Annotated in this window: 21 protein-coding genes; 3 read left to right on the top strand and 18 right to left on the bottom strand. The window is 68.4% G+C overall.

Going from position 1 to position 21226, the window contains the following annotated elements; translation table 11 throughout:
• Positions 1–161: 161 nt before the first annotated feature.
• Genes AC3WLF_RS28085 through fliF form a run of 6 tightly spaced genes read right to left on the bottom strand, consistent with a single transcriptional unit; the run spans position 162 to position 7046 of the window.
• Entirely contained in the window at positions 162–1583 is a 1422-nt protein-coding gene (locus tag AC3WLF_RS28085; protein WP_492359099.1) for a flagellar hook-length control protein FliK, read from the bottom strand.
• Positions 1584–1609: 26 nt separating this feature from the next.
• Entirely contained in the window at positions 1610–2068 is a 459-nt protein-coding gene (fliJ, locus tag AC3WLF_RS28080; RefSeq protein ID WP_492318310.1) for a flagellar export protein FliJ, read from the bottom strand.
• The gene (gene fliI / locus AC3WLF_RS28075) at positions 2046–3521 is read right to left on the bottom strand and encodes a flagellar protein export ATPase FliI (RefSeq protein ID WP_492318311.1); all 1476 of its coding nucleotides are present in this window, start codon (positions 3519–3521) and stop codon (positions 2046–2048) included. Before fliI ends, fliJ begins: the two co-directional genes overlap by 23 nt.
• Positions 3514–4332 (bottom strand): flagellar assembly protein FliH, encoded by an 819-nt coding sequence (fliH, locus tag AC3WLF_RS28070; RefSeq protein WP_492359098.1) that lies wholly within the window; start codon positions 4330–4332, stop codon positions 3514–3516. Before fliH ends, fliI begins: the two co-directional genes overlap by 8 nt.
• Positions 4319–5329 (bottom strand): flagellar motor switch protein FliG, encoded by a 1011-nt coding sequence (fliG, locus tag AC3WLF_RS28065; protein ID WP_492359097.1) that lies wholly within the window; start codon positions 5327–5329, stop codon positions 4319–4321. Before fliG ends, fliH begins: the two co-directional genes overlap by 14 nt.
• Positions 5316–7046: a flagellar basal-body MS-ring/collar protein FliF gene (gene fliF / locus AC3WLF_RS28060; RefSeq protein ID WP_492318314.1), complete on the bottom strand. Its 1731-nt coding sequence runs from the start codon at positions 7044–7046 to the stop codon at positions 5316–5318. Before fliF ends, fliG begins: the two co-directional genes overlap by 14 nt.
• Positions 7047–7453: 407 nt before the next feature.
• Here fliF and fliE point away from each other — a divergent pair, with 407 nt between their 5' ends.
• Complete coding sequence (gene fliE, locus AC3WLF_RS28055) at positions 7454–7777, top strand: flagellar hook-basal body complex protein FliE (protein ID WP_041688225.1); 324 nt, start codon at positions 7454–7456, stop codon at positions 7775–7777.
• Positions 7778–7859: 82 nt separating this feature from the next.
• Here fliE and AC3WLF_RS28050 read toward each other — a convergent pair whose 3' ends face one another.
• The 9 genes from AC3WLF_RS28050 to AC3WLF_RS28010 form a co-directional block, all read right to left on the bottom strand.
• Positions 7860–8153 (bottom strand): EscU/YscU/HrcU family type III secretion system export apparatus switch protein, encoded by a 294-nt coding sequence (locus AC3WLF_RS28050; protein ID WP_492357341.1) that lies wholly within the window; start codon positions 8151–8153, stop codon positions 7860–7862.
• Complete coding sequence (gene fliK, locus AC3WLF_RS28045; RefSeq protein WP_492359096.1) at positions 8150–9475, bottom strand: flagellar hook-length control protein FliK; 1326 nt, start codon at positions 9473–9475, stop codon at positions 8150–8152. Before fliK ends, AC3WLF_RS28050 begins: the two co-directional genes overlap by 4 nt.
• 70 nt (positions 9476–9545) lie before the next feature.
• Positions 9546–9887 carry a flagellar protein FliT gene (locus AC3WLF_RS28040; protein ID WP_492318317.1) on the bottom strand — a complete coding sequence of 114 codons (342 nt, stop codon included), beginning with the start codon at positions 9885–9887 and terminating at the stop codon, positions 9546–9548.
• A gap of 1 nt (position 9888) precedes the next feature.
• Entirely contained in the window at positions 9889–10314 is a 426-nt protein-coding gene (gene fliS / locus AC3WLF_RS28035) for a flagellar export chaperone FliS (RefSeq protein WP_492359095.1), read from the bottom strand.
• Between the two features lie 57 nt (positions 10315–10371).
• Entirely contained in the window at positions 10372–11838 is a 1467-nt protein-coding gene (fliD, locus tag AC3WLF_RS28030) for a flagellar filament capping protein FliD (RefSeq protein WP_492359094.1), read from the bottom strand.
• A 65-nt stretch (positions 11839–11903) separates the two neighbouring features.
• Entirely contained in the window at positions 11904–12269 is a 366-nt protein-coding gene (locus AC3WLF_RS28025) for a flagellar protein FlaG (protein ID WP_492359093.1), read from the bottom strand.
• Between the two features lie 128 nt (positions 12270–12397).
• Positions 12398–13675, bottom strand: coding sequence for a FliC/FljB family flagellin (locus AC3WLF_RS28020; protein ID WP_492350791.1), 1278 nt, complete (start codon positions 13673–13675; stop codon positions 12398–12400).
• A 215-nt stretch (positions 13676–13890) separates the two neighbouring features.
• Positions 13891–14217: an RNA chaperone Hfq gene (locus tag AC3WLF_RS28015; RefSeq protein ID WP_492350790.1), complete on the bottom strand. Its 327-nt coding sequence runs from the start codon at positions 14215–14217 to the stop codon at positions 13891–13893.
• 750 nt (positions 14218–14967) lie between these two features.
• Positions 14968–15924, bottom strand: coding sequence for an oxygenase MpaB family protein (locus AC3WLF_RS28010; RefSeq protein WP_492359092.1), 957 nt, complete (start codon positions 15922–15924; stop codon positions 14968–14970).
• Between the two features lie 158 nt (positions 15925–16082).
• Here AC3WLF_RS28010 and AC3WLF_RS28005 point away from each other — a divergent pair, with 158 nt between their 5' ends.
• The gene (locus AC3WLF_RS28005; RefSeq protein WP_492350788.1) at positions 16083–16421 is read left to right on the top strand and encodes a hypothetical protein; all 339 of its coding nucleotides are present in this window, start codon (positions 16083–16085) and stop codon (positions 16419–16421) included.
• Positions 16422–16708: 287 nt separating this feature from the next.
• A complete protein-coding gene (locus tag AC3WLF_RS28000) occupies positions 16709–17149 on the top strand; it encodes a BON domain-containing protein (protein WP_492359091.1) in 441 nt (146 codons plus the stop codon).
• An 82-nt stretch (positions 17150–17231) separates the two neighbouring features.
• Here AC3WLF_RS28000 and ku read toward each other — a convergent pair whose 3' ends face one another.
• The 3 genes from ku to AC3WLF_RS27985 form a co-directional block, all read right to left on the bottom strand.
• Positions 17232–18251: a non-homologous end joining protein Ku gene (gene ku, locus AC3WLF_RS27995; RefSeq protein ID WP_492359090.1), complete on the bottom strand. Its 1020-nt coding sequence runs from the start codon at positions 18249–18251 to the stop codon at positions 17232–17234.
• A gap of 214 nt (positions 18252–18465) precedes the next feature.
• Positions 18466–20475: a response regulator gene (locus tag AC3WLF_RS27990; RefSeq protein WP_492359089.1), complete on the bottom strand. Its 2010-nt coding sequence runs from the start codon at positions 20473–20475 to the stop codon at positions 18466–18468.
• A 299-nt stretch (positions 20476–20774) separates the two neighbouring features.
• A complete protein-coding gene (locus AC3WLF_RS27985; RefSeq protein WP_492318327.1) occupies positions 20775–21170 on the bottom strand; it encodes a hypothetical protein in 396 nt (131 codons plus the stop codon).
• Positions 21171–21226: the final 56 nt, after the last annotated feature.

Here is a 21226-nt window from a genome sequence, read left to right as displayed (position 1 = left end):
GCGCGCATCATGATGCGCGCAGGTCACGTGTCACCTATGTCTCCGAACACCTGTTACCCATGTCTCCGGTCTGTACATGCGGGAGAGGGGGCACCCAGGCGGTTATCCAACACCGGTTGCTCCTGCTATCCCTTCAAGGGACCCCGTTACACAGTGATTGATCAGGCAAACGTATCGATCTCGCCACGCCCAAGCACACGCGCGGGACGCACCGTCGTACTGGCCCCTGCCGCCGGCTCAACAGCCGCCAGCGTGCCGCTACCAAAGCCGGTTTGCCCGCGCCCATTCCCCGGCGCTTGCTGTTGCTGCCCGTTCCCATTGCCCGCCTGGCTGGCAAAGGCGTCTGCGCCCACCGAGGTCTGGCCAAGCTGGATGCCATTCTCCGACAGCGCGGTGCGCAGGTGCGGCAGCGCCGCTTCCACCGCGGCGCGCACGGCCTGGTGGGGCGAGACGAACTGGGCCTGGGCCTGGTCGTTGACCACGTTGAGCACGACCTTGAGCGGCCCGAGATCGGGCGGGTTCAGCTGCAGTTCGGCGCGTTGCTGGCCTTGCGTGCTCATGCGGATCATCTGCTGGCCAAGGGCCTGCGGCCACTGGCTGTCGTACAGCTGCGGGGTGACCACCGGACGGGCGGAGGCGGCGGCAGCGGCTGCAGTAGCCGACGGGGTGGCCTGGCCGGCCAGCGCGGCGGCCACGGCTTGTGTGTTGTCGGGGCTGGCCGCGCCAGCCTCGCCGGTGCGGGCGGCAGCCTGTGCGACGGCGAACGGCGTTGCCGCGGGCCTGGCATCGGCCGTGCCGGGGCTGGCGGCGACCGGATCGGCGCGGTGCTGGGCGATGCCGCTGTCCGGGCGCTTGCCCGATCCGCCGGCAGACTGGCCGCTGGCGTCCTGCTGGACCGCGAGCACGTCGCCCGGGATGGCCTGGGCCGTGCCGGCCTTGCCGTCGGTGCCTGCGCTGGTGCTGGCCTGCATCGCGGCGCGCTGGGATGCGATGGTGGCCAGCGTGTCGGCTACCGAAGGCTGTGCTGGCCGGGCTTCGGTGGTGACGACCTGCAGCGTTTCCGGCAGTGGCGTGGCGGCCGCCGGCATGGCATCGGCCTGGGCATCTGCCGTGGCCGGCTGCGCGGCATTTGCCAGTGCCGCCTGCAGTGCGGCGGCGCCGGTGTCGGCAACGCCGGCGATGGCGGAACCCTCCGCGCCGGCCGGCGCGGCAGCGGGGCTGGCCGGGGCTGCGGCGGGAGGCATCAGGGCCAGGGCCGCTGCGGCAGCGGCTGCGGCATCCGTCGGCGTGGCCGCCGCGGTGTCATCCTGGTCCTGGTCTTCATCCTTGTGGCCGGCCGCGGGCTTCTTGCCGGCCGCGGCGGCTGGCTGCGGCTTGCCGGCGTCGGCCTGCGCCGCGGGCTGGCGCGATGCGGGCTGGTCGCGCGCGGCGGCTTCCCTGGCCGGCGGCGCGGGCGCCTTGCTGCTTTCGCGGGCGCGCGACAGCGCGTCGCCGAATCCGCTCGCGGTTGCATCGGCGCTGGCGCGCCTGGCGCCCTCGACCGCATTGGCGGCGCTGCTGACAATCTGGCTGATATCGATCATGGAGTTGGCTACGGGGGTGGCCCGGGTCAGGCTTCGCTGAGACGGCTGGCCGTGGTGCGGGCCAGGCGGGCGGCGTATTCGTCGTTGGCGCGCTGCTCGCGGCGCGCGGCAACCTGTTCTTCCTTCGCTTCGGCGCGCGCGATCAGTGTGTCGAACGAGTTCAGGCGGCGCTTCTGGTGCTGCCAGTGGTTGCGCCCTGCCAGCAGGTCGGCTTCGGCCTTGGCCAGCGCCGCGCCCTGCTGGCGGATGGCATGGTCGAGCGAATCGAGAAAGCGCGAGAAATCCTGCCAGCGGCTGGAGGTCATGCCTTCGGCGGCCACCATCTGCATGCGCGCGCGGTACTCATGGCGGTACTCGGTGAGCTGGTTGAGCTGCTGCTCAGCCTGCGTGCGCAGTCCCTGCAGCCTGCCCAGCTCGCGCGCGGCGGCGTCCGTATCGTTCTGGGCGAGGTCAGCCAGCGTATTAAGCGGTGAATGCTTGAGCATGTTCACTCCTGTCGAAGAGGCTGTGAAGCTGGGCGATGGCGTCGTCGTAGCCGGCGCGCTCGTGGATGTCCTGCTGCAGGAAGGCTTCCATGCGCGGGTGCAGGCGCATCGCCAGGTCCAGCTCCGGGTCGTTGCCCGGCACATAGGCACCCACGCTGATCAGGTCGCGGTTGCGCTGGTAGCGCGACATCAGCTGCTTGAAGCGCCGCACCGAGCCGAACTGCTCCTGCGGGATCAGCGCGGTCATGGCGCGGCTGATCGATGCTTCCACGTCGATGGCCGGGTAGTGGCCGGATTCGGCCAGGCTGCGCGACAGCACGATATGGCCGTCCAGGATGGCGCGCGCGGAATCGGCGATCGGGTCCTGCTGGTCGTCGCCTTCGGTCAGCACCGTGTAGAACGCGGTGATCGAGCCGCCCCCTTCGGGGCCATTGCCGGTGCGCTCGACCAGCGTCGGCAGCTTGGCAAAGACCGAGGGCGGATAGCCCTTGGTCGCCGGCGGCTCGCCGATGGCCAGCGCGATCTCGCGCTGCGCCATGGCGTAGCGCGTCAGCGAATCCATGATCAGCAGCACATGCTGGCCCTGGTCGCGGAAATACTCGGCCAGCCGCGTTGCATAGGCGGCGCCCTGCATGCGCAGCAGCGGCGAGGTATCGGCCGGCGCGGCCACCACGACTGATCGTGCGCGGCCTTCGGGGCCAAGGATGTTCTCGATGAACTCCTTCACTTCGCGGCCGCGTTCGCCGATCAGGCCGACCACGATCACGTCGGCGCTGGTATAGCGCGCCATCATGCCGAGCAGCACGCTCTTGCCCACGCCCGAGCCCGCGAACAGGCCCATGCGCTGGCCGCGTCCGACGGTCAGCATGCCGTTGATGGCGCGCACGCCGGTATCGAGCACAGTCTCGATCGGTGCGCGCATCAGCGGGTTGATCTGCTCGCCGGCCAGCGGCACTTCCATGGCGGCGGTGATCGGGCCCAGCCCGTCGAGCGGACGGCCCGCGGCGTCCAGCACGCGGCCCAGCAGGCCGGCGCCAACCGGCAGGCGCTTGGAGCCCGGTTCGCGCGGCGTGGCGGTGCCGGCCGGCTGCGGCGATGGTTCCAGCGGATAGACGCGCGCGCCCGGCAGCAAGCCCACCACATCCGATTGCGGCATCAGGTAGAGCCGGTCGGCGCCAAAGCCCACCACCTCCGCCTCCGCGGTGCGCGGGGCATTGCTGTCGGTGGTGAACTGCCCGGCGGGCAGCTCGATCAGGCAGTCGCTGCCCACCGGCAGGCGCAGGCCCACGGCTTCCAGCACCAGGCCCGCGGCGCGCGTCAGGCGGCCGCAGCTGCGCTTGCTGTCGAGCCCGGCGATGCCGGCCGCGGCGCTGTCCAGCGCGCCGATCCAGCGTTGCGCATGGGGCAGTCCCTGATCCGGTGCGGGCGTGGCTTGCGCGGCGGTGTCAGGCATGTGGCGGCTCCCATGGATCGTCGCGGCCCAGCGCCTTGACCACGCGCGTCCAGCGCGTGGGCAGCGTGGCATCGCGCTCGCCGCTGGCGGCGCTGGCGATGCAGCCGCCGCGCGCCACCGACGGATCGGCGCGCACGGCCCAGCCCGCCGCCGCCAGTTCGCCATGCAGATGGGTTTCCACCAGCGCCACGTCGTCGGGATGCAGCAGCAGGCTGGGCGATCCGCACAGCGCGGGTTCGCTGGCCAGCAGCTCGCGCACGGCCGGCAGCAGCACCGCGGGGTCGTCGGCAAGCGCGGTGCGCACCAGCTGGCGCGCCACGTCCAGCGCCAGCGACACCAGCGCGCGCGAGACCTGGTCGTCCACGCCGCTGAGCGCGCTGCGGAAGTTGGTGGCCAGCGCCTGCAGTTGCGTGGCCTCGTTGCGTGCGGCTTCGAGGCCGCGGGCGTAGCCCTCGCGGTGGCCGTCGCCGTAGCCCTGGGTCTGCCCCTGGGTGTAGCCCTGGGCATAGCCTTCCTTGCGCGCGCCTTCGCGCATCGCGTCGAGCGCCTCGAAGTCGATCGGCGGCGGTGCGGGCTCGGAGGGCATGGCGGCCAGGGCTTCGGGCGGCTCGCTTTCGCGGGGATCGAGCGAGCCCATCTGCCAGCGCTGCCAGCCGGCCGCGCCGCCACGGGCGCGCCGCGGAGGCTCGAACGGCGCAAAGCCGCCGGGTTCGGCGGCCGCGCCGTTGCCGGCAAGGGAAGAGAGCGGGTCGCCGCGCGGCGCGTGGCGTGCGGCCTGGCCGCGCTCAGGGTTTGCCTCAGACATAGGCATCGTCGCCTCCGCCGATCTGCACTTCGCCCGCATCCGCCAGGCGTCTTACCACCTGCAGGATGGCCTTCTGCTCGGCCTCGACCTGCGACACGCGCACCGGGCCCAGCGCGTCCAGGTCCTCGCGCAGCATCTCGCCGGCGCGGGTGGACATATTGCGGATGAACTTGTCGCGCAGTTCCGGCGGCGCGCCCTTGAGCGCGACGATGAGCGACTCGGTGGCGATTTCCTTGAGCACGCGCTGGATGCCGCGGTCGTCGACCTCCAGCAGGTTCTCGAACAGGAACATCTCGTCGATGATTTTCTGCGCCAGGTCGCCGTCGTGCAGGCGCACGCCGTCGATGACGGCCTCTTCGTGCGCGGTGCTCATCAGGTTGATGATCTCGGCCGCGGTGCGCACGCCGCCCATGCGGCTGCGCTTCAGGCTCTGGCCCGCCAGCAGCTTGGTCAGCACGTCGGTCAGTTCCTGCAGCGCGCCCGGCTGCACGCCGCCGAAGGTGGCGATACGCAGGATCACGTCGTTGCGCAGGCGGTCGGTGAACAGTGCCAGCACTTCTGACGACTTCTGGCGGTCCAGGTGGATCAGGATGGTGGCGATGATCTGCGGGTGCTCGTCGCGGATCAGCTCGGCAATGGCCGTGGCGTCCATCCAGTTCAGCGAATCGATCCCGCCGCCCGGATCGCGCGACTCCAGGATGTCTTCGATCACCGACTGGGCGCGTTCCTCGCCCAGCGCCTTGTTCAGCACGCTGCGGATAAAGGCGTTGGAATCGACGTTCAGGGCCAGGTACTGCTCGGTCTCGGCGCGGAACTCGCCCAGCACCTCGGCCATTTCCTCGCGGGTGACCGAGCTGAGTGTGGCCATGGCCGAGCCCAGTTCCTGCACTTCGCGCTGCGACAGGTGCTTGAACACCTCGGCCGCGGCATCCTCGCCGATCGCCATCATCAGGACGGCGCTCTTTTGCAGGCCAGATTCGGAGATGCCCTTAGCGGTTGTCATTGGCAATCCAGTTCTTGATCACGCTGGCGACCAGGCGCGGGTCGCGCTGTGCGGCGTCGCGCACCAGCGCGAGGTCGCTTTCATACTTGGCGGCAAGCCGCAGGATCTCCGGGTTGGCGGGCTCGTCCGGCGGCAGCAGCACTGCCTCGGTCTCGTCCTTGGCTTCCGGTGCCGGCAGCGGCGGCGAGGTGTAGCGGCGCAGGATCGGGCGCGCCACCTTGAACCACACGAACAGCGCCAGCACTGCCAGCAGCAGGTAGCCAGCAAGGGTCTTGCCCAGCTCGATCATGTCGGGCTGCTTCCACAGCGGCACCTCGGGCGCGGCCTTGTCGCGCTCGGCGGTGAACGGGCTGTTGACTACGTTGATGGAGTCGCCGCGGTCGGCCGAGAACCCCATCGCCTCCTTGGTCAGGTTCTGGATCTGCGCCAGCAGTGCCGGCGGCAGCGGTTCGGCCACGAGCTTGCCCTTGGCATCGGCCTGCTGGCGGTAGTTGACCACCACCGCCACCGACAGGCGGCGCACGCCGCCCGGTGCCTGCTGCACGTGGCGCACGGAGCGGTCCAGTTCGTAGTTGACGGTGGAGTCGCGGCGATTGCTGCTGGGGCCGCCGGAAGCCGTGGAACTGGCGCCCTGGGCCCCCTGGCCTGGCTGGGCAGCCTGCCCCGGCTGTCCCGGTTGCGCGGCAGCCGGAGCGCCGGCCTGTCCCGGCGCCTGGCCCGCACGCGGCGTCTGCGGCGTGGTCACGGGCGCGGCGGCGGCAGCCGGCGGCTGGTTCGACAGCGCGCCGGGCACGCCGCCCGGCGGCGTGACACCCTGCTGGGTCGACTCGCTGGTCTGCTGGCTGCGGATCGCCGAGCGGGTCGGGTCCTGGTTGGGCTTGTAGCTCTCGTCGGTGTGCTCGACGATGGAAAAGTCCACGTCGGCGGTCACCTGCGCGCGCACGTTGTCCTTGCCGACGATCGGCGTCAGGATCGCTTCGATGCGCTTCAGGTAGTTCTGCTCCAGCGCCTGGACGTACTTGAGCTGGGTCGCGTCGAGCATGCGCTCGTTGCCGCTGTTCGACAGCAGGTTGCCGTGCTGGTCGACGATCGAGATCGACTTGGGCGTCAGCTCCGGCACGCTCGACGACACCAGGTGGCTGATCGCAGCGACCTGGCCTTCATCGATGGCGCGGCCCGGGTACAGCTGCAGCACGATCGACGCGGTCGGCTTCTGGCGCTCGCGCACGAACAGCGTAGGCTTGGGGATGGCCAGGTGCACGCGGGCGGACTGCACCGCGGCGATGGATTCGATCGAGCGCGCCAGTTCGCCTTCCAGCCCGCGCTGGTAATTGACCTGCTCGGCAAACTGGCTGATGCCGAACTTCTGGTTGTCCATCAGCTCCATGCCGGCCGTGCCGCTCTTGGGCAGGCCCTGCGATGCCAGGCGCAGGCGCGTCTCATGCACCTTCTCGGCCGGCACCATGACCGCGCCGCCGCCTTCGGCGAACTTGTACGGCACGTTCATCTGCTGCAGCGACTGCAGCACCGCGCCGCCATCGCGCTCGGACAGGTTGCTGTATAGCACCTTGTAGTCCGGGCTGCGCGACCACAGCACGCCCACCGCGATGGCCGCGGCCAGGGCGGCGCCGGCCAGCATCAGCGGCAGCTTCGGGTTGGCCTTCAGGCGCTCGATCACTTCTGCCGGGCGCCCGGGCAGTGCCACGGTCGCGGTCATGCGCGTGCTCCGGATCCGGCGCCGCGATGCTGGCGACGGCACGGGCGATGCTGACCGCCTTGGTCGTCGGCGCGGCTCACGGCACGGCTCACATTACGCTGCAGAGAAAACACGCGTACTCCCGAATCGATGGTTGTCTGGTGATTTCCGGAGCCAGCACAGGACGGCCGCCCGCGCTCTTCCGGCACGATGGCAATGATCGGCCAGACTTGAGCGCGACAATCCGGCGAACAGACGCGGTTTTTTGTCCGATTTCGGCCCATGGGAGGACGGAGACGGCGGGTACTCTGCGGGGGCTGAAACTGGGTGCGAACCGCCTGAGGCCCTCCTGCCGGCAGGCTGCTCTGCGATGCGAGGGGCGCGCCACAAGACGAACTCTGCCGGTGGACCGGCATACGACGAGCCAAATGACCACTATCTCTTCCATCGAGGGCATGCTGCAGCAACTGCGCGGGATGTCCCAGGTTGCCTCGGGCAACAGTGCCAGCCAGTCCGCCGCGCCGGTCGGCGGCGGCTTTGCCGGCGAGCTGCAGCGCTCGCTGGGGCGCATCAACGCCGCGCAGGAACGCGCCTACGGCCAGGCCGAGGCGTTCGAGCTGGGCAAGCCCGGCGTGGCGCTCAATGACGTGATGATCGACCTGCAGAAGGCCAATGTGTCGTTCCAGACCGGGGTGCAGGTGCGGAACCGGCTGGTGGCGGCTTACCAGGAAATGATGAATATGGCGGTGTAAGCCTACCGGCCTGCCTCTAAAGCAAAAAGCCCCTGGGCGCGCAAGCGGCCAGGGGCTCTTGTCGTCAGGGAGGCCTGCCGGGTCAGGCCTGCGCTTCAGCGCCTGCGTCCCTGCCCGCTTCAAGGTGGTAGATCCACGCCAGCAGTTCCGCCACGGCCACATAGAGCTGCGGCGGCACGTGGCTGTCCAGGTCGACCTGCATCAGCAGGTTCACCAGGGTGGGTGAATCGTGGATATAGACGCCCGCATCGCGCGCGCGCGCGATGATGGCTTCGGCCACCACGCCATAGCCCTTGGCGACCACGCGCGGGGCCCTGTCGCTGTGCTGGTAGGACAGCGCGATCGCCGCGCCGCGGTCTTGCGCCGCTTCGCTCATCGCGCCGCTCCTTCCGTCATGTTGTCCTGGGTCTGCACGCTCAGGCGCTGCAGCACGATGCCCTGCGCCTCCAGCTGGTTGCGCAGCAGCGGCCGAGCCGCGATCAAACGCGCCGCGACATCGGTCTCGGGCGTTGCCACGCGGGCGTCGAGCCCTGCCGGCCCCAGTGTCAGCACCGCTTCGACGATGCCGAGGCTCGGCAATTGCAGCCGCAGGCGGCTGGACCATGGCCGGGCGCTGTCGTCATGGGCCTGAGCGGCGCCATCCGCGTCGGGGCGCAGCAACTCCCACTCCATCGGCACGCCGGGCCAGGCTTCGCCGGCAAAGCGGAACTGCTGCGTGGCGAGCAATTCCAGCTGCTGGCGGACCACGCCTTCGGTTGCCGGATGGATGGCCGGGCCGGCTGCCGCGGCCTGCCGGCCGGCGTCCGCCGAGGTGGTGTCCGGCAGGCCAGCGGCGGCGCGCGCCGCGTGGGGGATGAGGCTGTCCGGCGCGGCAGCGCGCGCGCCAGCCTCCGCGGTGGTCTGGTAGGCCTGCGTGGCCAGCGCCGCGGCGGACTGGCGTTGGGCCCCCGGTTCGGCAGCGGCTTCGCGGCTGTAGGCCGCCGTGGTGGCGGCGCCTTGCCGCAGCGCCTGTTCCGCCGCCGCATGGCTGTGGGCCACGCGCGGATTGCCGGCCGAGGCCAGCGCTTCAGCCAGCACCTGCGAGGCCGGAATCAGCGGCGGCGCCGAGGGCCGCGCCGGCTCTGCCGCTGCGGCACCGCCGGCGTAGGTCAGCAGCGAAGACGGCGGCGGTGTTGCCGCGGCTTGCGCAGTGCCACCTGGAGCAGCCGCTCGGGCCGGCACCGGTACTTGCGCCTGCGGCTCCTGGCGGATGCCGGGCAACGCGCGCGCGCCGGCAACCCACTGTGCCAGGTGCGATTCGTAGAACAGGCCGCTCTGCCCGACCGTATTGGCAAGGGCCGCCGCGGCGGCCTGCGCGGACGCAGGCGTGGGCGCGGCGGCCAGCAGCGGGCCGGCGCTGCGCACCGGCTGGGCCTCGGTACCGTCCATCACCGCCAGGATGGCGCGTGCCGCCGCGCTCAGCGATTCCTGCGTCGAAGTGCCCGGCAGCAATGCAGCCTGGCCTGCCACGGCGTTGGGACCGGTGGCCTGCTGGCTGTGGCGGATCGCCTGGCCGGTGGAGTTCTGGACATTCGCCTCGGTGGCCTCGGGCACGGGCTGCAGCGCAGCCAGCTTGTCGATGGCAAGCGCGGTGCGCAACGGTTGTGGGTCCGGGGCCTGACCGGGTGCCAGGCCTGGAGGCAGATGGATGCCGGTCATACGGGTCGTGTGAATGCAGACGGCGGGCTTTCCGGCCCGCCGCGGTGAGTAGCGCAGCGGTCAGGCTGCGTCAGGCGGTGGCGCCGTAGGCGGCGGACAGTTCGATCTGGCGGCGCGAGCTGGTCAGCATGTCGCCAAGCTTCTTCAGCTGCGGCATGGCCAGGTCGCGGATGCGGGCATCGTAAGTGAGGATGCGGTCCAGCAACTGGTAGCGGCGCATGCGCTCCGCATCGGAGAACGGTGCCTCGTGGTCCATCTGGCGCAGGCGGTCCACCAGGGCCAGGTAGCCCTGCTGCAGCGCGGTGACGGTGTCCCAGTCAGCCGCCTGGGCGGCTTCGTGCATGCGTGCCGACAGCGCGAGGATTTCCTCGTAGCAGTCCACGATCGGGGAAAACTCGGGAAGGGAAGCCATGTCAGTTGTCCTGTAAAGCGGGTTGCCGATCCGCGGCCGCGGCCGTGTCGTCGATCTGCGCCCAGGCCGAAGCCAGGCTTTCGAGCAGCGTGTCGACCTCGGCCAGCAGGGCCGCGTCGCTGCGCAGGTTGGCCAGCATCAGGCGGCGCACCATGTACTCGTACAGGGATTCGAGGTTGGCGGAGATCTCGCCGCCAGCCTCATGGTCGAGCACGGCGCGCAGGCCGTTGTCGATGATGTCGATGGCTTTGGAGATGGCGTTGCCGCGTTCGGCAATGTTGCCGCCTTCCAGGTGGAACTTCGCCCGCGCTATGGCGGCGCGCGCGCCGTCGTACAGCATGGTGATCAGCTTGTGCGGGCTGGCGCTCATGGCACCGGTCTGGACGCCGACCTGGGCGTAGGCATTGATGGCGTGACGTGCGTACATGAATGGACCTCGCTATGGGAAAGGCACTGCGCCCGGTCACGGGCGCCCTGCGGCAGCTTACTTCTTGCCCGCGTTGTTGAGCGCGTTGAACTGCTGTGTCAGGTAGCTGCTGGTCTGGTTCATCTGCGATACCACCAGGTCCAGTTGCGTGAACTGCTTGCGGTAGCGCTCCATTGTGTCGGTGATGCGGTCCTGCTGCTTGGCGTAGTCGGCGGCGATGTCCTTCAGCGTCTTGTTGATGCCGTCCTGTGCCGACTTCAGCGCGCCGTCGGTGGCGCTGAAGCTCTTGATCGTGTCGGAGATCTGGCGGCCATAGCCACCGGTCTTGCCGTCGCCGCCAAACAGCTGCGTCACGCCGGGAAGGTTCTCGTTCAGCGCCTTCGTCAGCTTGCTGTCGTCCACGGAGATGGTGCCGTCCTTCTGGAACGACACGCCGATCTGAGAGAGGCTGTTGAGCGTTGCGCCTCCGGTTTGCGGCGTGTTCAGGACACCGCGCAGACGGATCTGGATGTTGCGCAGCACAGCGTCCCCGGTCAGCGCGGAGCTGGTGCCCTCGCTGGCATCAAATGCCGTCAGCTTGGCAGCTGTGGACTGCAGATTGTTGTAGGCCGTGGCGAACGCAGTGACCGCCGCCTTCATGGAATCCGTGTCACGGGTGACTGAGACGGTGCTGGTGCCTGTCTTGTTCAGCGTCAGCGTGACACCCTGCACGGCGTCGGTGACGGCGTTCTTGGCGCTGGTGACGGCGATACCGTTGACCGTCAGGTTGGCATTGGTGCCGCGTACCGTTTCTCGCACCCCGTTGGCCGTAGTGCCCGATGCGTTCATGGCCGCAGGGTCGAAGCCGATCAGGTTCTGGAGATCACCGTCGCTGCTGGAGATCTTCATGCTGTTGGACTCTCCGGTGTTGCTGGAGGTCATTACCAGACGGTAGGGCGTGCCGCTGCCATCGTTCACGATGCTGGCGGTGACGCCGATGTTCGCCTTGTTGATGGCGTCGCGGATGCCTTGCAGCGAGTTGTTGCTGCTGTCGATGGTGACGGTCTTGGTCGATCCCGCGGTGGGCGTGAAGCCGGGCGTGCCATAGCTGCCGGTCGCGTTGTCGTAGCCGGTCACCTGGCCGAACTCGAACGACAACGTGGCGGGCAGCGTGCCGGTGACAACTGCGCCGGTGTGGCTCGCCTGGCCGCCGCTGACCAACGACTGCGCCTGGGCCAGGCTCGTCACATTGACCGAATAGCTGCCGGCCACGGCCGAAGTGCTCGTTGCGACGCCAAGCACGTCGGTATTGCTGGTCGTGGCCTTGACTAAGCTGAACGTCGCGGCTTCGGACAGCTTGGCGGCGGATGCCTGAAAGGCGGACAGGACGCTTTGCAGCGTGCCATAGGCGGACAACTTGGCCTGGTAGGCGGTCTGCTGGTTCTTCAGCATCGTCAGCGGCGCGCTTTCCGCGGTGGTCAGCTTGTCGAGCAGACCTTGCAGATCCAGGCCGGAAGCGCTGCCCAGGGAGGAGATGGATGCCATGGCTGTACCTCGTTTCTTATTGACGTCTTCAGGGAGATCGGAGAGATCTTCTTGCCTTCCGGGCTTCAGGCTGACTGGTGAACCAGCAGACCTTGGAGCTTGTTCATGGCGCGCGCGATTCGCATGATCTCTTCAGACGGCAACTGGCGGATCAGCTCGCCGGTGTCGCGGTCGATCACCTTGGTGATGACCTTGTGCGTGGTCTCGTCGATCTCGAACTGCAGGCCGATGGTGGTGGTGCGTAACGCATCGCTCAGTTCGCGGACCGCTGCCGACATGTCTTCCGGCAGGGTTTCCACGCTGTTGGCCGGGAAGCCGCCAGCCGCGCTCGCAGTACCAGCGGCGTTGCGGACTGGTGCCTGCGGCGCCGTGCCCGCGAAGGTGCGAGGCTGAGCAGAGGAGACTGCGGAAGCAGCGGAGGGTATGGCCATGGTCGGGTCTCGTCAGTCGTCGTAGTCGACACGGGGAAGTGCTAAGCAAGTGGTGGTCCGCTTGCTTAGCACTCCGGCAAAAAGCCGGGCCGAAGTGGCCCGGCTTTCTGCGGAGGGTTGCGGCGCGATTAACGCAGCAGCGACAGCACGCCTTGCGTGGTCTGGTTGGCTTGCGCCAGCACCGAGGTACCAGCCTGTTGCAGGATGTTGCCGCGGGTCATGTTCGACACTTCCGTGGCGTAGTCTGCGTCTTGGATGCGCGAGCGCGAGGACGACAGGTTGGTGATGGTCGTGCCCAGGTTCGAGATCACCGAGTCAAAACGGTTCTGCACGGCACCCAGCGAGCTGCGCAGGTCGTCCACGATCTTCAGGGCGGAGTCCAGCAGAGCCTTCGGGTTGTTCGAAGCCGTGCCCTTGTACTCGGTGGTAGTGCCCAGAACGATGGCGATACCGTCGGTGCCTGCGCCGTCAACGTCCGTCAGCGTGGCGGTGGTGTTGGTCAGGCTGTTCGTCTCGAAGTTGTGGCCTTGGATGGTGATGTAGCCAACGGCGGCACCGTTGGCATCGGCTGCCACCTTGATGTTGTACGCGGCGGCGGCAGCCTGCAGCGAGCCGTCCTGGTACGTGATCGTGTTGGCCGTCTTGGTCAGCGTTACGGCGCCAGTTGCGTCGGCAACGTTCACGGCGTACATGTCATCGCCGGACTTGGCGACGTATTGGGCGGTAGCGTTACCGTTCGAATCCAATACACGGTGCAGGCTCGTCGAGCCAGCCGCGACGCCGAGGCCGGTTTCCACGGCACTCATGTTGACGTTTTGCAATGCGCCGGACGCACCCACTTCCGTCACGGCGTCGCCGACCTTCGGCTGCGAACGTGCCACCGAGAAGCCAGACAGGCCCAGGGTCTTCGAGCTGATTTCCTTCAGGTTGATGGTGATCGTTTCGCCGTCATTGGCGCCCACTTGCACGGTCAGCGGCTTGGCGTTGCCGGACAGCACCTTCACACCGTTGAAGTCGGTCTGGGCCGAAGTGCGGTCGATTTCGTCCAGGCGCTGCTTGATTTCGTCCTGGATCGACTTCAGGTCGGAAGCCGAGTTCGAGCCCGTGGCGGCCTGCACGCTCAGTTCACGGATGCGTTGCAGGTTGTTGTTAACTTCGGTCAGCGCGCCTTCCGTCGTTTGCGCCAGCGAGATGCCATCGTTGGCATTACGCTGGGCTTGCGTCAGGCCGCGGATGTTGGAGGTGAAGCGGTTGGCGATGGCCTGGCCGGCAGCATCGTCCTTGGCGCTGTTGATGCGCAGGCCCGACGACAGGCGCTGGATCGCCGTGTTCAGCGACGATTGCGACGTATTCAGGTTGTTCTGAGTCATCAGAGACAACGAATTGGTGTTAATGACTTGCGCCATGGTACGACTCCTATATGCAAAGTTTTGGGCATTCCGGCTAGTGCCGTAACGTTGGCGGCCTGCTTTGCAGGGCGTAGAGTGCCTCCGTTGCTTGGGTTATCGACCGGGCAAGGCAAAGGTTTAGAGTGATCTCCGCGATAGTTTCGCGGGGTGCCGGCAGGGCGGGCTGAGGCCCCGCGCGGCAGGGCAGGAAGGCGCGTGGGGCGGGCGTTGGCCTAGCGGCGCTTGCTGGTGCGAGGGATGTAGATCGGCAGGAAGTCCGGCTCTGGAGCCAAATCCGGCGCCACCGCCGGCGCGTCCGGCGCATTGGCCAGCGTGACCAGGCAGATCGCCCGCTTGTAGACCACCGTGGGCCGGATGTCGTCCGGCTGCCGGCCAAGCAGCACCACGTAGTCGTCTGACGCCAGGACGAGGCCCTGCAGCCGGGCGCCGGTGGACAGGTGGACGATCACCGGGGCCTGGCTGGTGCTGTATGCCGCAAATTGTTGGTGTTGCAGTTGTTTCCGGCTGCGTGACTTGGGCCGGGTTTCCTTCTTCTTCACAACGACTCCGGAAGAGCCCGCTAGGGTTCTGGCGGCTGATAACAGTCCGTTGGCCGGCGGCTTGAGGTGCAGCGTGGCCAGGGCGGCAAGAGAAACATCCGCTCTCGGTAACGGCGCTGATGCCGGCGGTTGGCGCTGCCAGAAGAGAAGGGGAGTACTTCAGCGCCGAGAGTAGCAAAGTTTTTTCAAGCGTTGACGAACCGCACGCCGTTCCTGGAATAGAGGCTTTGCTCTATAAAAGTTGTTGCTCTCGAAGCTGCGATATTGTAACAGATTGTGCGCTGCCGCATACTGCGGTTAGAGCGTTGGGCCGGCAGGCGCCGGTCTGGGCCGGCCCGCGAGGAAATTGCCAGCCCATGCGAAAAATGCCCTGATGTAGCGTCAGGGCTAAAACCGCCAAAAGTGCGCAAACAATCTCATATCGTCATGAGGGAATCCCCTGATAGAAACAGGATTTACACCTCATGTAAGCGCGTTTATATTCTTGGCAAGAGCCTTTCAGCTCGAGCAGTCCTGGAAAGCCTACGAGCACCCCGCGCGTAGGCTTCTTTTTTTGCCTGCGTCGTTTGAATCGCGCTCTGTGGCGCTGTGGCTGGTGCGGCTGGTAAATCCGACCGGCCGTTCGGAATGCCCAAGGCGATTAAACGCCACTTTCGCGCCGTGCAATCCTCCGAAATGCGAGGGTTTTTGCCACTAATTCTCATTTCCCTTCAAGAAGTGTCCGCTGAACGCCGATAGTCGGCGCGGCCCTCAGCCGACCGTCGTGGCGGTGCCGCGGGCCACGCGCCGCCGTGCGCGCGCTGCCAGGCCGGCGCCCAGCACCCAGCGCAGCGCCGGTGCCAGCACATGCATGCCCGCGAGTGCTGCCGGGCGCCGTATCGAAGGGCCGTCCAGGCCGAGCTGTTGCCGTGCCCACGGCGGCAGCAGTGCGATGCCCGCGTCGGCCATGATCCGCACCGCCGGCTGCAGCAGCGGGTTGGCCACCGGCATCTTCCGCACCAGCCGCACTACTTCGCTGGTGCGTTCGCTGGCCAGCAGCGCAGGCCGCATGGCCTCCAGGTAGGCCGTGACTTCGGCGCGCGAGCACGGCACGTCGGCTGCGCCCAGCATCTGGGCGATGCGCGCAACCTCGTCGTAGTAGCGATCCTGCTCGGTGCCGCTCAGTGGTCCGACATAGCGCAGGTAGCCAGCCAGGAAGCTCGAGACCTCGGCCACGTGCACCCACGTCAGCAACGCCGGGTCGGAGGCGGCATAGTGCCGCCCGTCCGGGGCCACGCCGACCACGCCGGCATGGATGCGCCGTACGCGCCCGATCAGCGCCATGGCATCGGCACGGCTGCCGTAGGTGGTGCCGGCGATGAACTGCGCGGTGCGCCCCAGGCGCCCCTGCATGTCGGTGCGAAAGCTGGAGTGGTCCCAGACCCCGGCCAGCGCCAGCGGATGCAGCGTCTGCAGCAGCAGCGCACTGACGCCGCCCGCGAGCATTGCCGGAAAGTCGGCATGCACGCGCCAGCAGACCGCGTCGGGCCCGAACAGGCCGGGATCGCCCGGCGGGTTGTCGTAGTCGAGGGTCAGGCCGGAATTGCTGCGGGTCAGCGCGCGCACGTGCGCGCCGGCGCGCTCGCGCAGCCTGGTGGAGAGATGGTTCAGCGGGCCGCGTCGTGGCTGCGCAGAGCGGCCGGCGGCGGGGTCGGTAAAGCTGGACAAGGCCGGTGCCTGAATCGGGAAGTCAGGGCCAGCATACACGGGATGCGGGGCGATGTGCGCGGGGTCAAGCCGCTGCTCTTGCCGCAAAAAGGGCCGGAGCCCCCTTGCGGGAGTCCCGGCCTGTCAATCTCCGGCGTATGCCCCTGCGGCCGCACCGCATGTTGCTGCCGCACATACCCGGAAAGCTGCCTGTTGTCGTGGCTGGTGCGGCTTACTTACGGCTGGCGTTGTCCGCCTTGCTGGCCACCCTGTTGCCCGCCCTGGCCGCTTTGCTGGCCGCTGCGTTGGCCGCTTTGCTGGCCCGGTTGCGAGCTGCCGCGATCCTGCTGCTGTTGTTGGTCCTGCTTGCGGTCCTGGTTACCCATCTGACCGCCGCCTTGTTGTTGTCCCGGCTGCTGCTGGCTGCCGCGCTGGCCAGATTGTTCCTGCTGCTTCTGTTCCTGCGGCTTCTGGCCCGACTGCGATTGACCCGGCTGTTGCTGCTGTCCCATTGCTAGCTCCTTGACGCGGCGAACTGCCGCATCCCCTGTTTCGCAATCGCCATGCCAAGCATGGAAGGACCGGGGTGCCGCCAGCAATGGCCTGTAGCGGGGGATGCAGCACATCACGCGGCGGGCGCTTTTACAACGGGCGGCCCGATTTACACACCCTGGATACGGTCGCGGACGCCTGGTGCGGCCTGGCTGGCAGGTATGGAGCTTGCTGAAATATGCCTTACCAGTGGTTCCGCGTGCCAGGCAAGGCCGGCAACGGATGCGCTGGTGACCCGAAACAGGAGGCAGCCATGCGTTTTTCCCGAATCCCCGCGCGCGCCGTGCGGATGGCCTGTGTTGCTGCAGCGCTGGCGGTGGCCGGCAACACCCTGGCGCTCGACAAGAGCGGCCTGATCCTGGTTGCGGCCGACGATACCCCTGTGGCACCCGTCAATTCCGCGCCGGGCATGCCCGGCCGTGCCGACCCTGACCGGGGCGCCGCCCCGGACATGAGCGCCGACAAGGCCAAGCGGGCCGTCGAGGACGGTGCCATCACCGCCAGGATCAAGACCAAGCTGCTCACGACCAAGGACCTCAAGTCCACCGGCATCCATGTGAAGACCAGGCAGGGCACGGTCGACGTGAGCGGCACGGTGCCGAGCCAGCAGCAGCACGACGTGGCGCTCGACGCGATCCGCAACGTCGAGGGCGTGACGTCGGTCAATGACAACCTGAAGGTGTCATCGCGGTAAGCGGGTTTGTCCGATGCTGAGGGTTTGCTCCCCTCTCCCGCGCGCGGGAGAGGGAGAACGCAATCGGAATTTGGCCACCTGCCTAAGCCGCGTGCTTCCTGCGCGTAGTGCTTGAACTCTTGCGCGCGGCCGGCGCGTGCGACTCGCGCTTGGCCGGTGCACGCTTGGTCTTGGCGGCGGTGCTGGCGCGCTTGGCAGGCGGGGGCGCAGCCCGCTTGGCAGCCGGCTGCTTCCTGGCGGCGGCATGCCGCGCAGGGGCCTTGCGGCGCGCGGGCGTGGCGTCTTCCTTGTCTTCCTTGCCGCGCTGGCCCAGGCTCTGACGCAGCAGCGCCACCATGTCGATGACCTTGGCGCCCTGGCGCGGCGCTTCTTCCTCTTCCGCAGGCGGGGTCAGCTGGTGGGTCTTGCCGGAGTCGATCTTTTCTTCGATGCGCGCCATCAGGTCGTCACGATAGCTGTCGCGGTACTGTTCCGGCTCCCAGTCTTCGCTCATGTCCTCGACCAGCTTGGTGGCCATCTCGATCTCGCGCGCATGCGCGCCGGTAGGTTTGCCGGTGGCCGCCTTGGGCAGGCGCAGTTCGGAGATGGGCAGCACCTCGTCGGCAAAGCGCATGGTGTTGAGCACCAGCGCGTCGCCGTGCACCAGCATCGCGGCCAGGTGCTGGCGGGCGCGCAGCACCACCAGCGCCAGCGCGGCACGCCCGGTGCGGCGCATGGTTTCGTGCAGCAGCGCGTAGCCGCGCTCGCCGCGCTTGTCGGGCTCGAGGTAATAGGGCGTGTCGAAGTAGTACGGCGGGATGCTCTGCGCGTCGACAAAGCTGACGATATCCACTGTCTGCGTGGCCTCGACATTAGCCTGGCGGAAGTCTTCCTCGTTCAGCAGCACGTATTCGTCCTTGGCGTACTGGTAGCCCTTGACGATATGCTCCTTGTCGACCGGCTTGCCGGTGCTCTTGTTGATGCGCTGGTAGCCCACCGGCGCCATGTCGCGCACGTCGAGCAGGTCAAGGTCCAGCGTCTGGCTGCGCGACGCGGGCCGCAATACCACCGGGATATTGACCAGGCCAAAGGTTATGGCGCCTTTCCAGATGATGCGTGACACGTGAGGGCTCCTTTGCCAGCCGCACGGGCACGTTGCGGCGGCGGGGGCGGCAGATCGCCCGGAGGCGGGTCTGCCACCGGTTCGGGCGGGCCCGGCGGAGGTTCCGGCGGCGGGGTTTCAGGCTTGCGCGGCGGGATGTCGGGATCGGGCGTGGTATGCACGGAGCTTCCTTGTTCAAGGGTGGATGGGAGCGGCGGCTGGCATCGGCATCGCGCTAGGGATGGTCCGCGCTGAGTGCGTCCAGCAGCCGTGTCAGCGCGTCCAGGTCGGCCGGCTTGACCAGGTGCTGGTCGAAGCCGGCTTCCAGCGCGCGGCGGCGGTCCTCGGGCTGGCCGAAGCCGGTCAGCGCCACCAGCGTGGCGCCGCGCATCTCGGGCAGCGCGCGCAGGCGGCGCGCGGTCTCGAAGCCGTCCATGGCGGGCATGCCCAGGTCCAGCAGCACCACCTCCGGCCGGGCATCGGTGGCGCGCGCCAGCGCGCTGGGGCCGTCGGCGGCGGTCACCACCGTATGGCCGAGCGTCTGCAGCGTCATCATCATGGCCTCGAGCGCGTCAGGGTTGTCGTCCACCACCATGATTCGGCGGGGTATGCCCCGGTGCGGCGCGGCGCGGCCGGAGCCTGGGTGCCACTTCTGCCACGGCTCCACCGGCAGCGTCACCGTGAAGGTGCTGCCCTGTCCGGGGCCGGGGCTGTCGGCGCGAATGGTGCCGCCATGCAGGCGCACCAGCTTTTGCACCAGCGTCAGGCCGATGCCGGGACCGTCCTGCTGGAACGCGCTGCGCGGCGGTTCTGGCTGGGTGCCGTCGTCGCGCGGGGCCAGCGGGTCGAACAGCTGCCGCTGCAGTGCCTCGGACAGGCCGGCGCCGTTGTCGCGCACGCGCACGGTGACGCGGGCGCCGGACGCGGCATCGGGCGCGGTGTCCGCCGCGCCGTCCTCAAGACTGGCATCGACGAAGATCTGGCCGCCGGCGGGCGTGTAGGCCGCGGCGTTCTGCAGCAGGTTGCTGAAGATCTGCGTCAGGCGCACCAGGTCTCCACGTACCGGCAGGGGCTGCTCGGGCAGCGACAGGCGCAGCGTATGGCCGCAGGCGTCCATCGTGGGGCGCACGGCTTCCACCGCGGTATTGAGCGCGGTGCGCAGTTCCACCAGGTCCTCGCGCAGCGTGATGCGGCCCTGGTTGAAGCGCGAGATGTCGAGCAGCTCGTCCACCAGCCGGGTCAGGTGGTGCAGCTGCCGGCCGATGATGTCGCGCGCGCGGAACATGTCCTCGCGCGAGGGCGAGAGCTGCTGCAACAGGTCCGCGGCGCTGCGCAGCGGCGCCAGCGGATTGCGCAGTTCGTGCGCCAGCATGGCCAGGAACTGGTCCTTGCGCCGTTCCTCGTCGTGCAGCGCGCGGCCGGCACGGTCTTGCAGCGTCACGTCCTGGCAGGTGCCGGCAATGCGCAACGGCGGCGTGCGGTCGTCGGCCGGCGGGCCTTCCGCGCCGCGTACCGGGAACGCGCGCGCGCGGATATCGCGCAGCTCGCCGTCCGGGCGCGCAAGGCGGAACTCGAGGTCCAGCCTGCCATCGCTCAGCATGCTGGCGAACGCCGCTTCCACGCGCGCACGGTCGGCCGACGCCACGCGCTCCAGGCAGCGGCGCGGCTCTTGCGTCAGCTGCTCGGGCGCATGGCCGCACAACGTGGCGAGCGAGGGGCTGGCGAACAGCAAGCGGGGCTCGGCCGGGTCGAGGATCCAGACCACGTCGGCCAGCGATTCAGCCAGCTGGCGGAACATGTCTTCATGCTCATGCAGTGCCCGCGAGGTGCGGTGATAGGCGTCCTCGGCCCCGCGCAGCCGCAGCAGCGCCTGGATGCTCGACAACACCTCTTCCGGCTCGGCAGGCTCGACCAGGTAGCCGTCGGCGCCGCAGTTCAGCGCCTCTACGCGCTGGCGCGATTGCGCCAGCCCTGGCGAGGTCAGCAGCACCAGCGTGTGCGCGGTCTGTGGATCGGCCTTGAGCAGCCGGCAAACTTCCAGCCCGCTGATATCGGGCAGGCGTGAGGCCAGCAGGACCAGCACCGGCGCATGCTGTCGCACCAGCGACAGCGCCGAATGGCCGGTGGCGGCCTCGATCACGGAATACTCGCCGCGATGGAGGATGCGGCTCTTGACGTAGCGCGGCCCCTCGCGGTCATCGACATTCAGGATCAGCGGGGCCGGGTTGGCGGCATGCGGCGTCATGGCATCACGCTGACAGGCGCTTGCGCGCCCGCGCGGAGGTCTGCTCAGGGCCCGGGATGGTCCGCGGCGGCGCCGTGTAAAACCGCGCCGGCCGCGCCGCACCGCTTGCAAGCTTTGCCGCGCCGGCGCGGCTGCCGGTTGTAGTTATTACATGCGCACAGAAGTCGTCCATCGCCATTCCCCCTTATGCATCAGCACGCCTGCGGTCTTTGCCAGGCTGTTGCGCTGGCAGAGTGGCAAGAGGCGTGCCGGGCAGGCGTCGCCCGGCACGCAGCGCGGCAACCGCGTGGCGTCGCGCTTCAGCGGCGGGCCGCCTCGCCGCCATGCGCTTCGGCGCTGGGGGAGGTGCCGCCGTGCGGTCCGGCCGAGCCGGCCGCTTCGGCAGCTTTCTGCGGGATCTTGCCGGGCTCGGTAGTACCGCCGCCGGTGGCGCCCTTGCCAAAGCGCGCAGCGATCCGGTCCTGGACCCGGCTTAATGCCTCGGCCTGCTGTTTGGCCGCTTCGGCTTCCTTGGTCTTTTTGGCTTCGGCGGCCTGCTGCTGCTCGGGCGTCGGTGCCGGCAGGCGTGCCTGCACCGGGCTGGCGGCGAAGGACAGCATCGCGCAGGAAACCAGCAGGTGGCGCAAGGCGCGCCGGTTGCGTGGCGCGGCAGCGGCGGCTCGAATCTTCGCGGCGATCCTGAGTTGGCTCATCATCACGTCTCCATGTCGTTGCTGCACTGGCAGCAGTGCAACGAGGCACACGCGGCGGG

Source organism: Cupriavidus sp. FW306-01-F10A (genome assembly GCF_058782785.1).
This window is presented reverse-complemented; position numbering and strand designations above follow the sequence as displayed.

Bases quoted from the DNA above. Each gene is read 5' to 3' on its own strand.
- AC3WLF_RS28020 (WP_492350791.1), bottom strand. From the start codon at position 13,675: ATGGCGCAAGTCATTAACACCAATTCGTTGTCTCTGATGACTCAGAAC.
- AC3WLF_RS27985 (WP_492318327.1), bottom strand. From the start codon at position 21,170: ATGATGAGCCAACTCAGGATCGCCGCGAAGATTCGAGCCGCCGCTGCC.
- fliE (WP_041688225.1), top strand. From the start codon at position 7,454: ATGACCACTATCTCTTCCATCGAGGGCATGCTGCAGCAACTGCGCGGG.
- AC3WLF_RS28025 (WP_492359093.1), bottom strand. From the start codon at position 12,269: ATGGCCATACCCTCCGCTGCTTCCGCAGTCTCCTCTGCTCAGCCTCGC.
- AC3WLF_RS28005 (WP_492350788.1), top strand. From the start codon at position 16,083: ATGTTGCTGCCGCACATACCCGGAAAGCTGCCTGTTGTCGTGGCTGGT.
- fliF (WP_492318314.1), bottom strand. From the start codon at position 7,046: ATGACCGCGACCGTGGCACTGCCCGGGCGCCCGGCAGAAGTGATCGAG.
- fliD (WP_492359094.1), bottom strand. From the start codon at position 11,838: ATGGCATCCATCTCCTCCCTGGGCAGCGCTTCCGGCCTGGATCTGCAA.
- AC3WLF_RS28050 (WP_492357341.1), bottom strand. From the start codon at position 8,153: ATGAGCGAAGCGGCGCAAGACCGCGGCGCGGCGATCGCGCTGTCCTAC.
- fliI (WP_492318311.1), bottom strand. From the start codon at position 3,521: ATGCCTGACACCGCCGCGCAAGCCACGCCCGCACCGGATCAGGGACTG.
- AC3WLF_RS28000 (WP_492359091.1), top strand. From the start codon at position 16,709: ATGCGTTTTTCCCGAATCCCCGCGCGCGCCGTGCGGATGGCCTGTGTT.
- fliS (WP_492359095.1), bottom strand. From the start codon at position 10,314: ATGTACGCACGTCACGCCATCAATGCCTACGCCCAGGTCGGCGTCCAG.
- fliJ (WP_492318310.1), bottom strand. From the start codon at position 2,068: ATGCTCAAGCATTCACCGCTTAATACGCTGGCTGACCTCGCCCAGAAC.
- AC3WLF_RS28040 (WP_492318317.1), bottom strand. From the start codon at position 9,887: ATGGCTTCCCTTCCCGAGTTTTCCCCGATCGTGGACTGCTACGAGGAA.
- AC3WLF_RS27990 (WP_492359089.1), bottom strand. From the start codon at position 20,475: ATGACGCCGCATGCCGCCAACCCGGCCCCGCTGATCCTGAATGTCGAT.
- AC3WLF_RS28085 (WP_492359099.1), bottom strand. From the start codon at position 1,583: ATGATCGATATCAGCCAGATTGTCAGCAGCGCCGCCAATGCGGTCGAG.
- fliH (WP_492359098.1), bottom strand. From the start codon at position 4,332: ATGCCTATGTCTGAGGCAAACCCTGAGCGCGGCCAGGCCGCACGCCAC.
- fliG (WP_492359097.1), bottom strand. From the start codon at position 5,329: ATGACAACCGCTAAGGGCATCTCCGAATCTGGCCTGCAAAAGAGCGCC.
- fliK (WP_492359096.1), bottom strand. From the start codon at position 9,475: ATGACCGGCATCCATCTGCCTCCAGGCCTGGCACCCGGTCAGGCCCCG.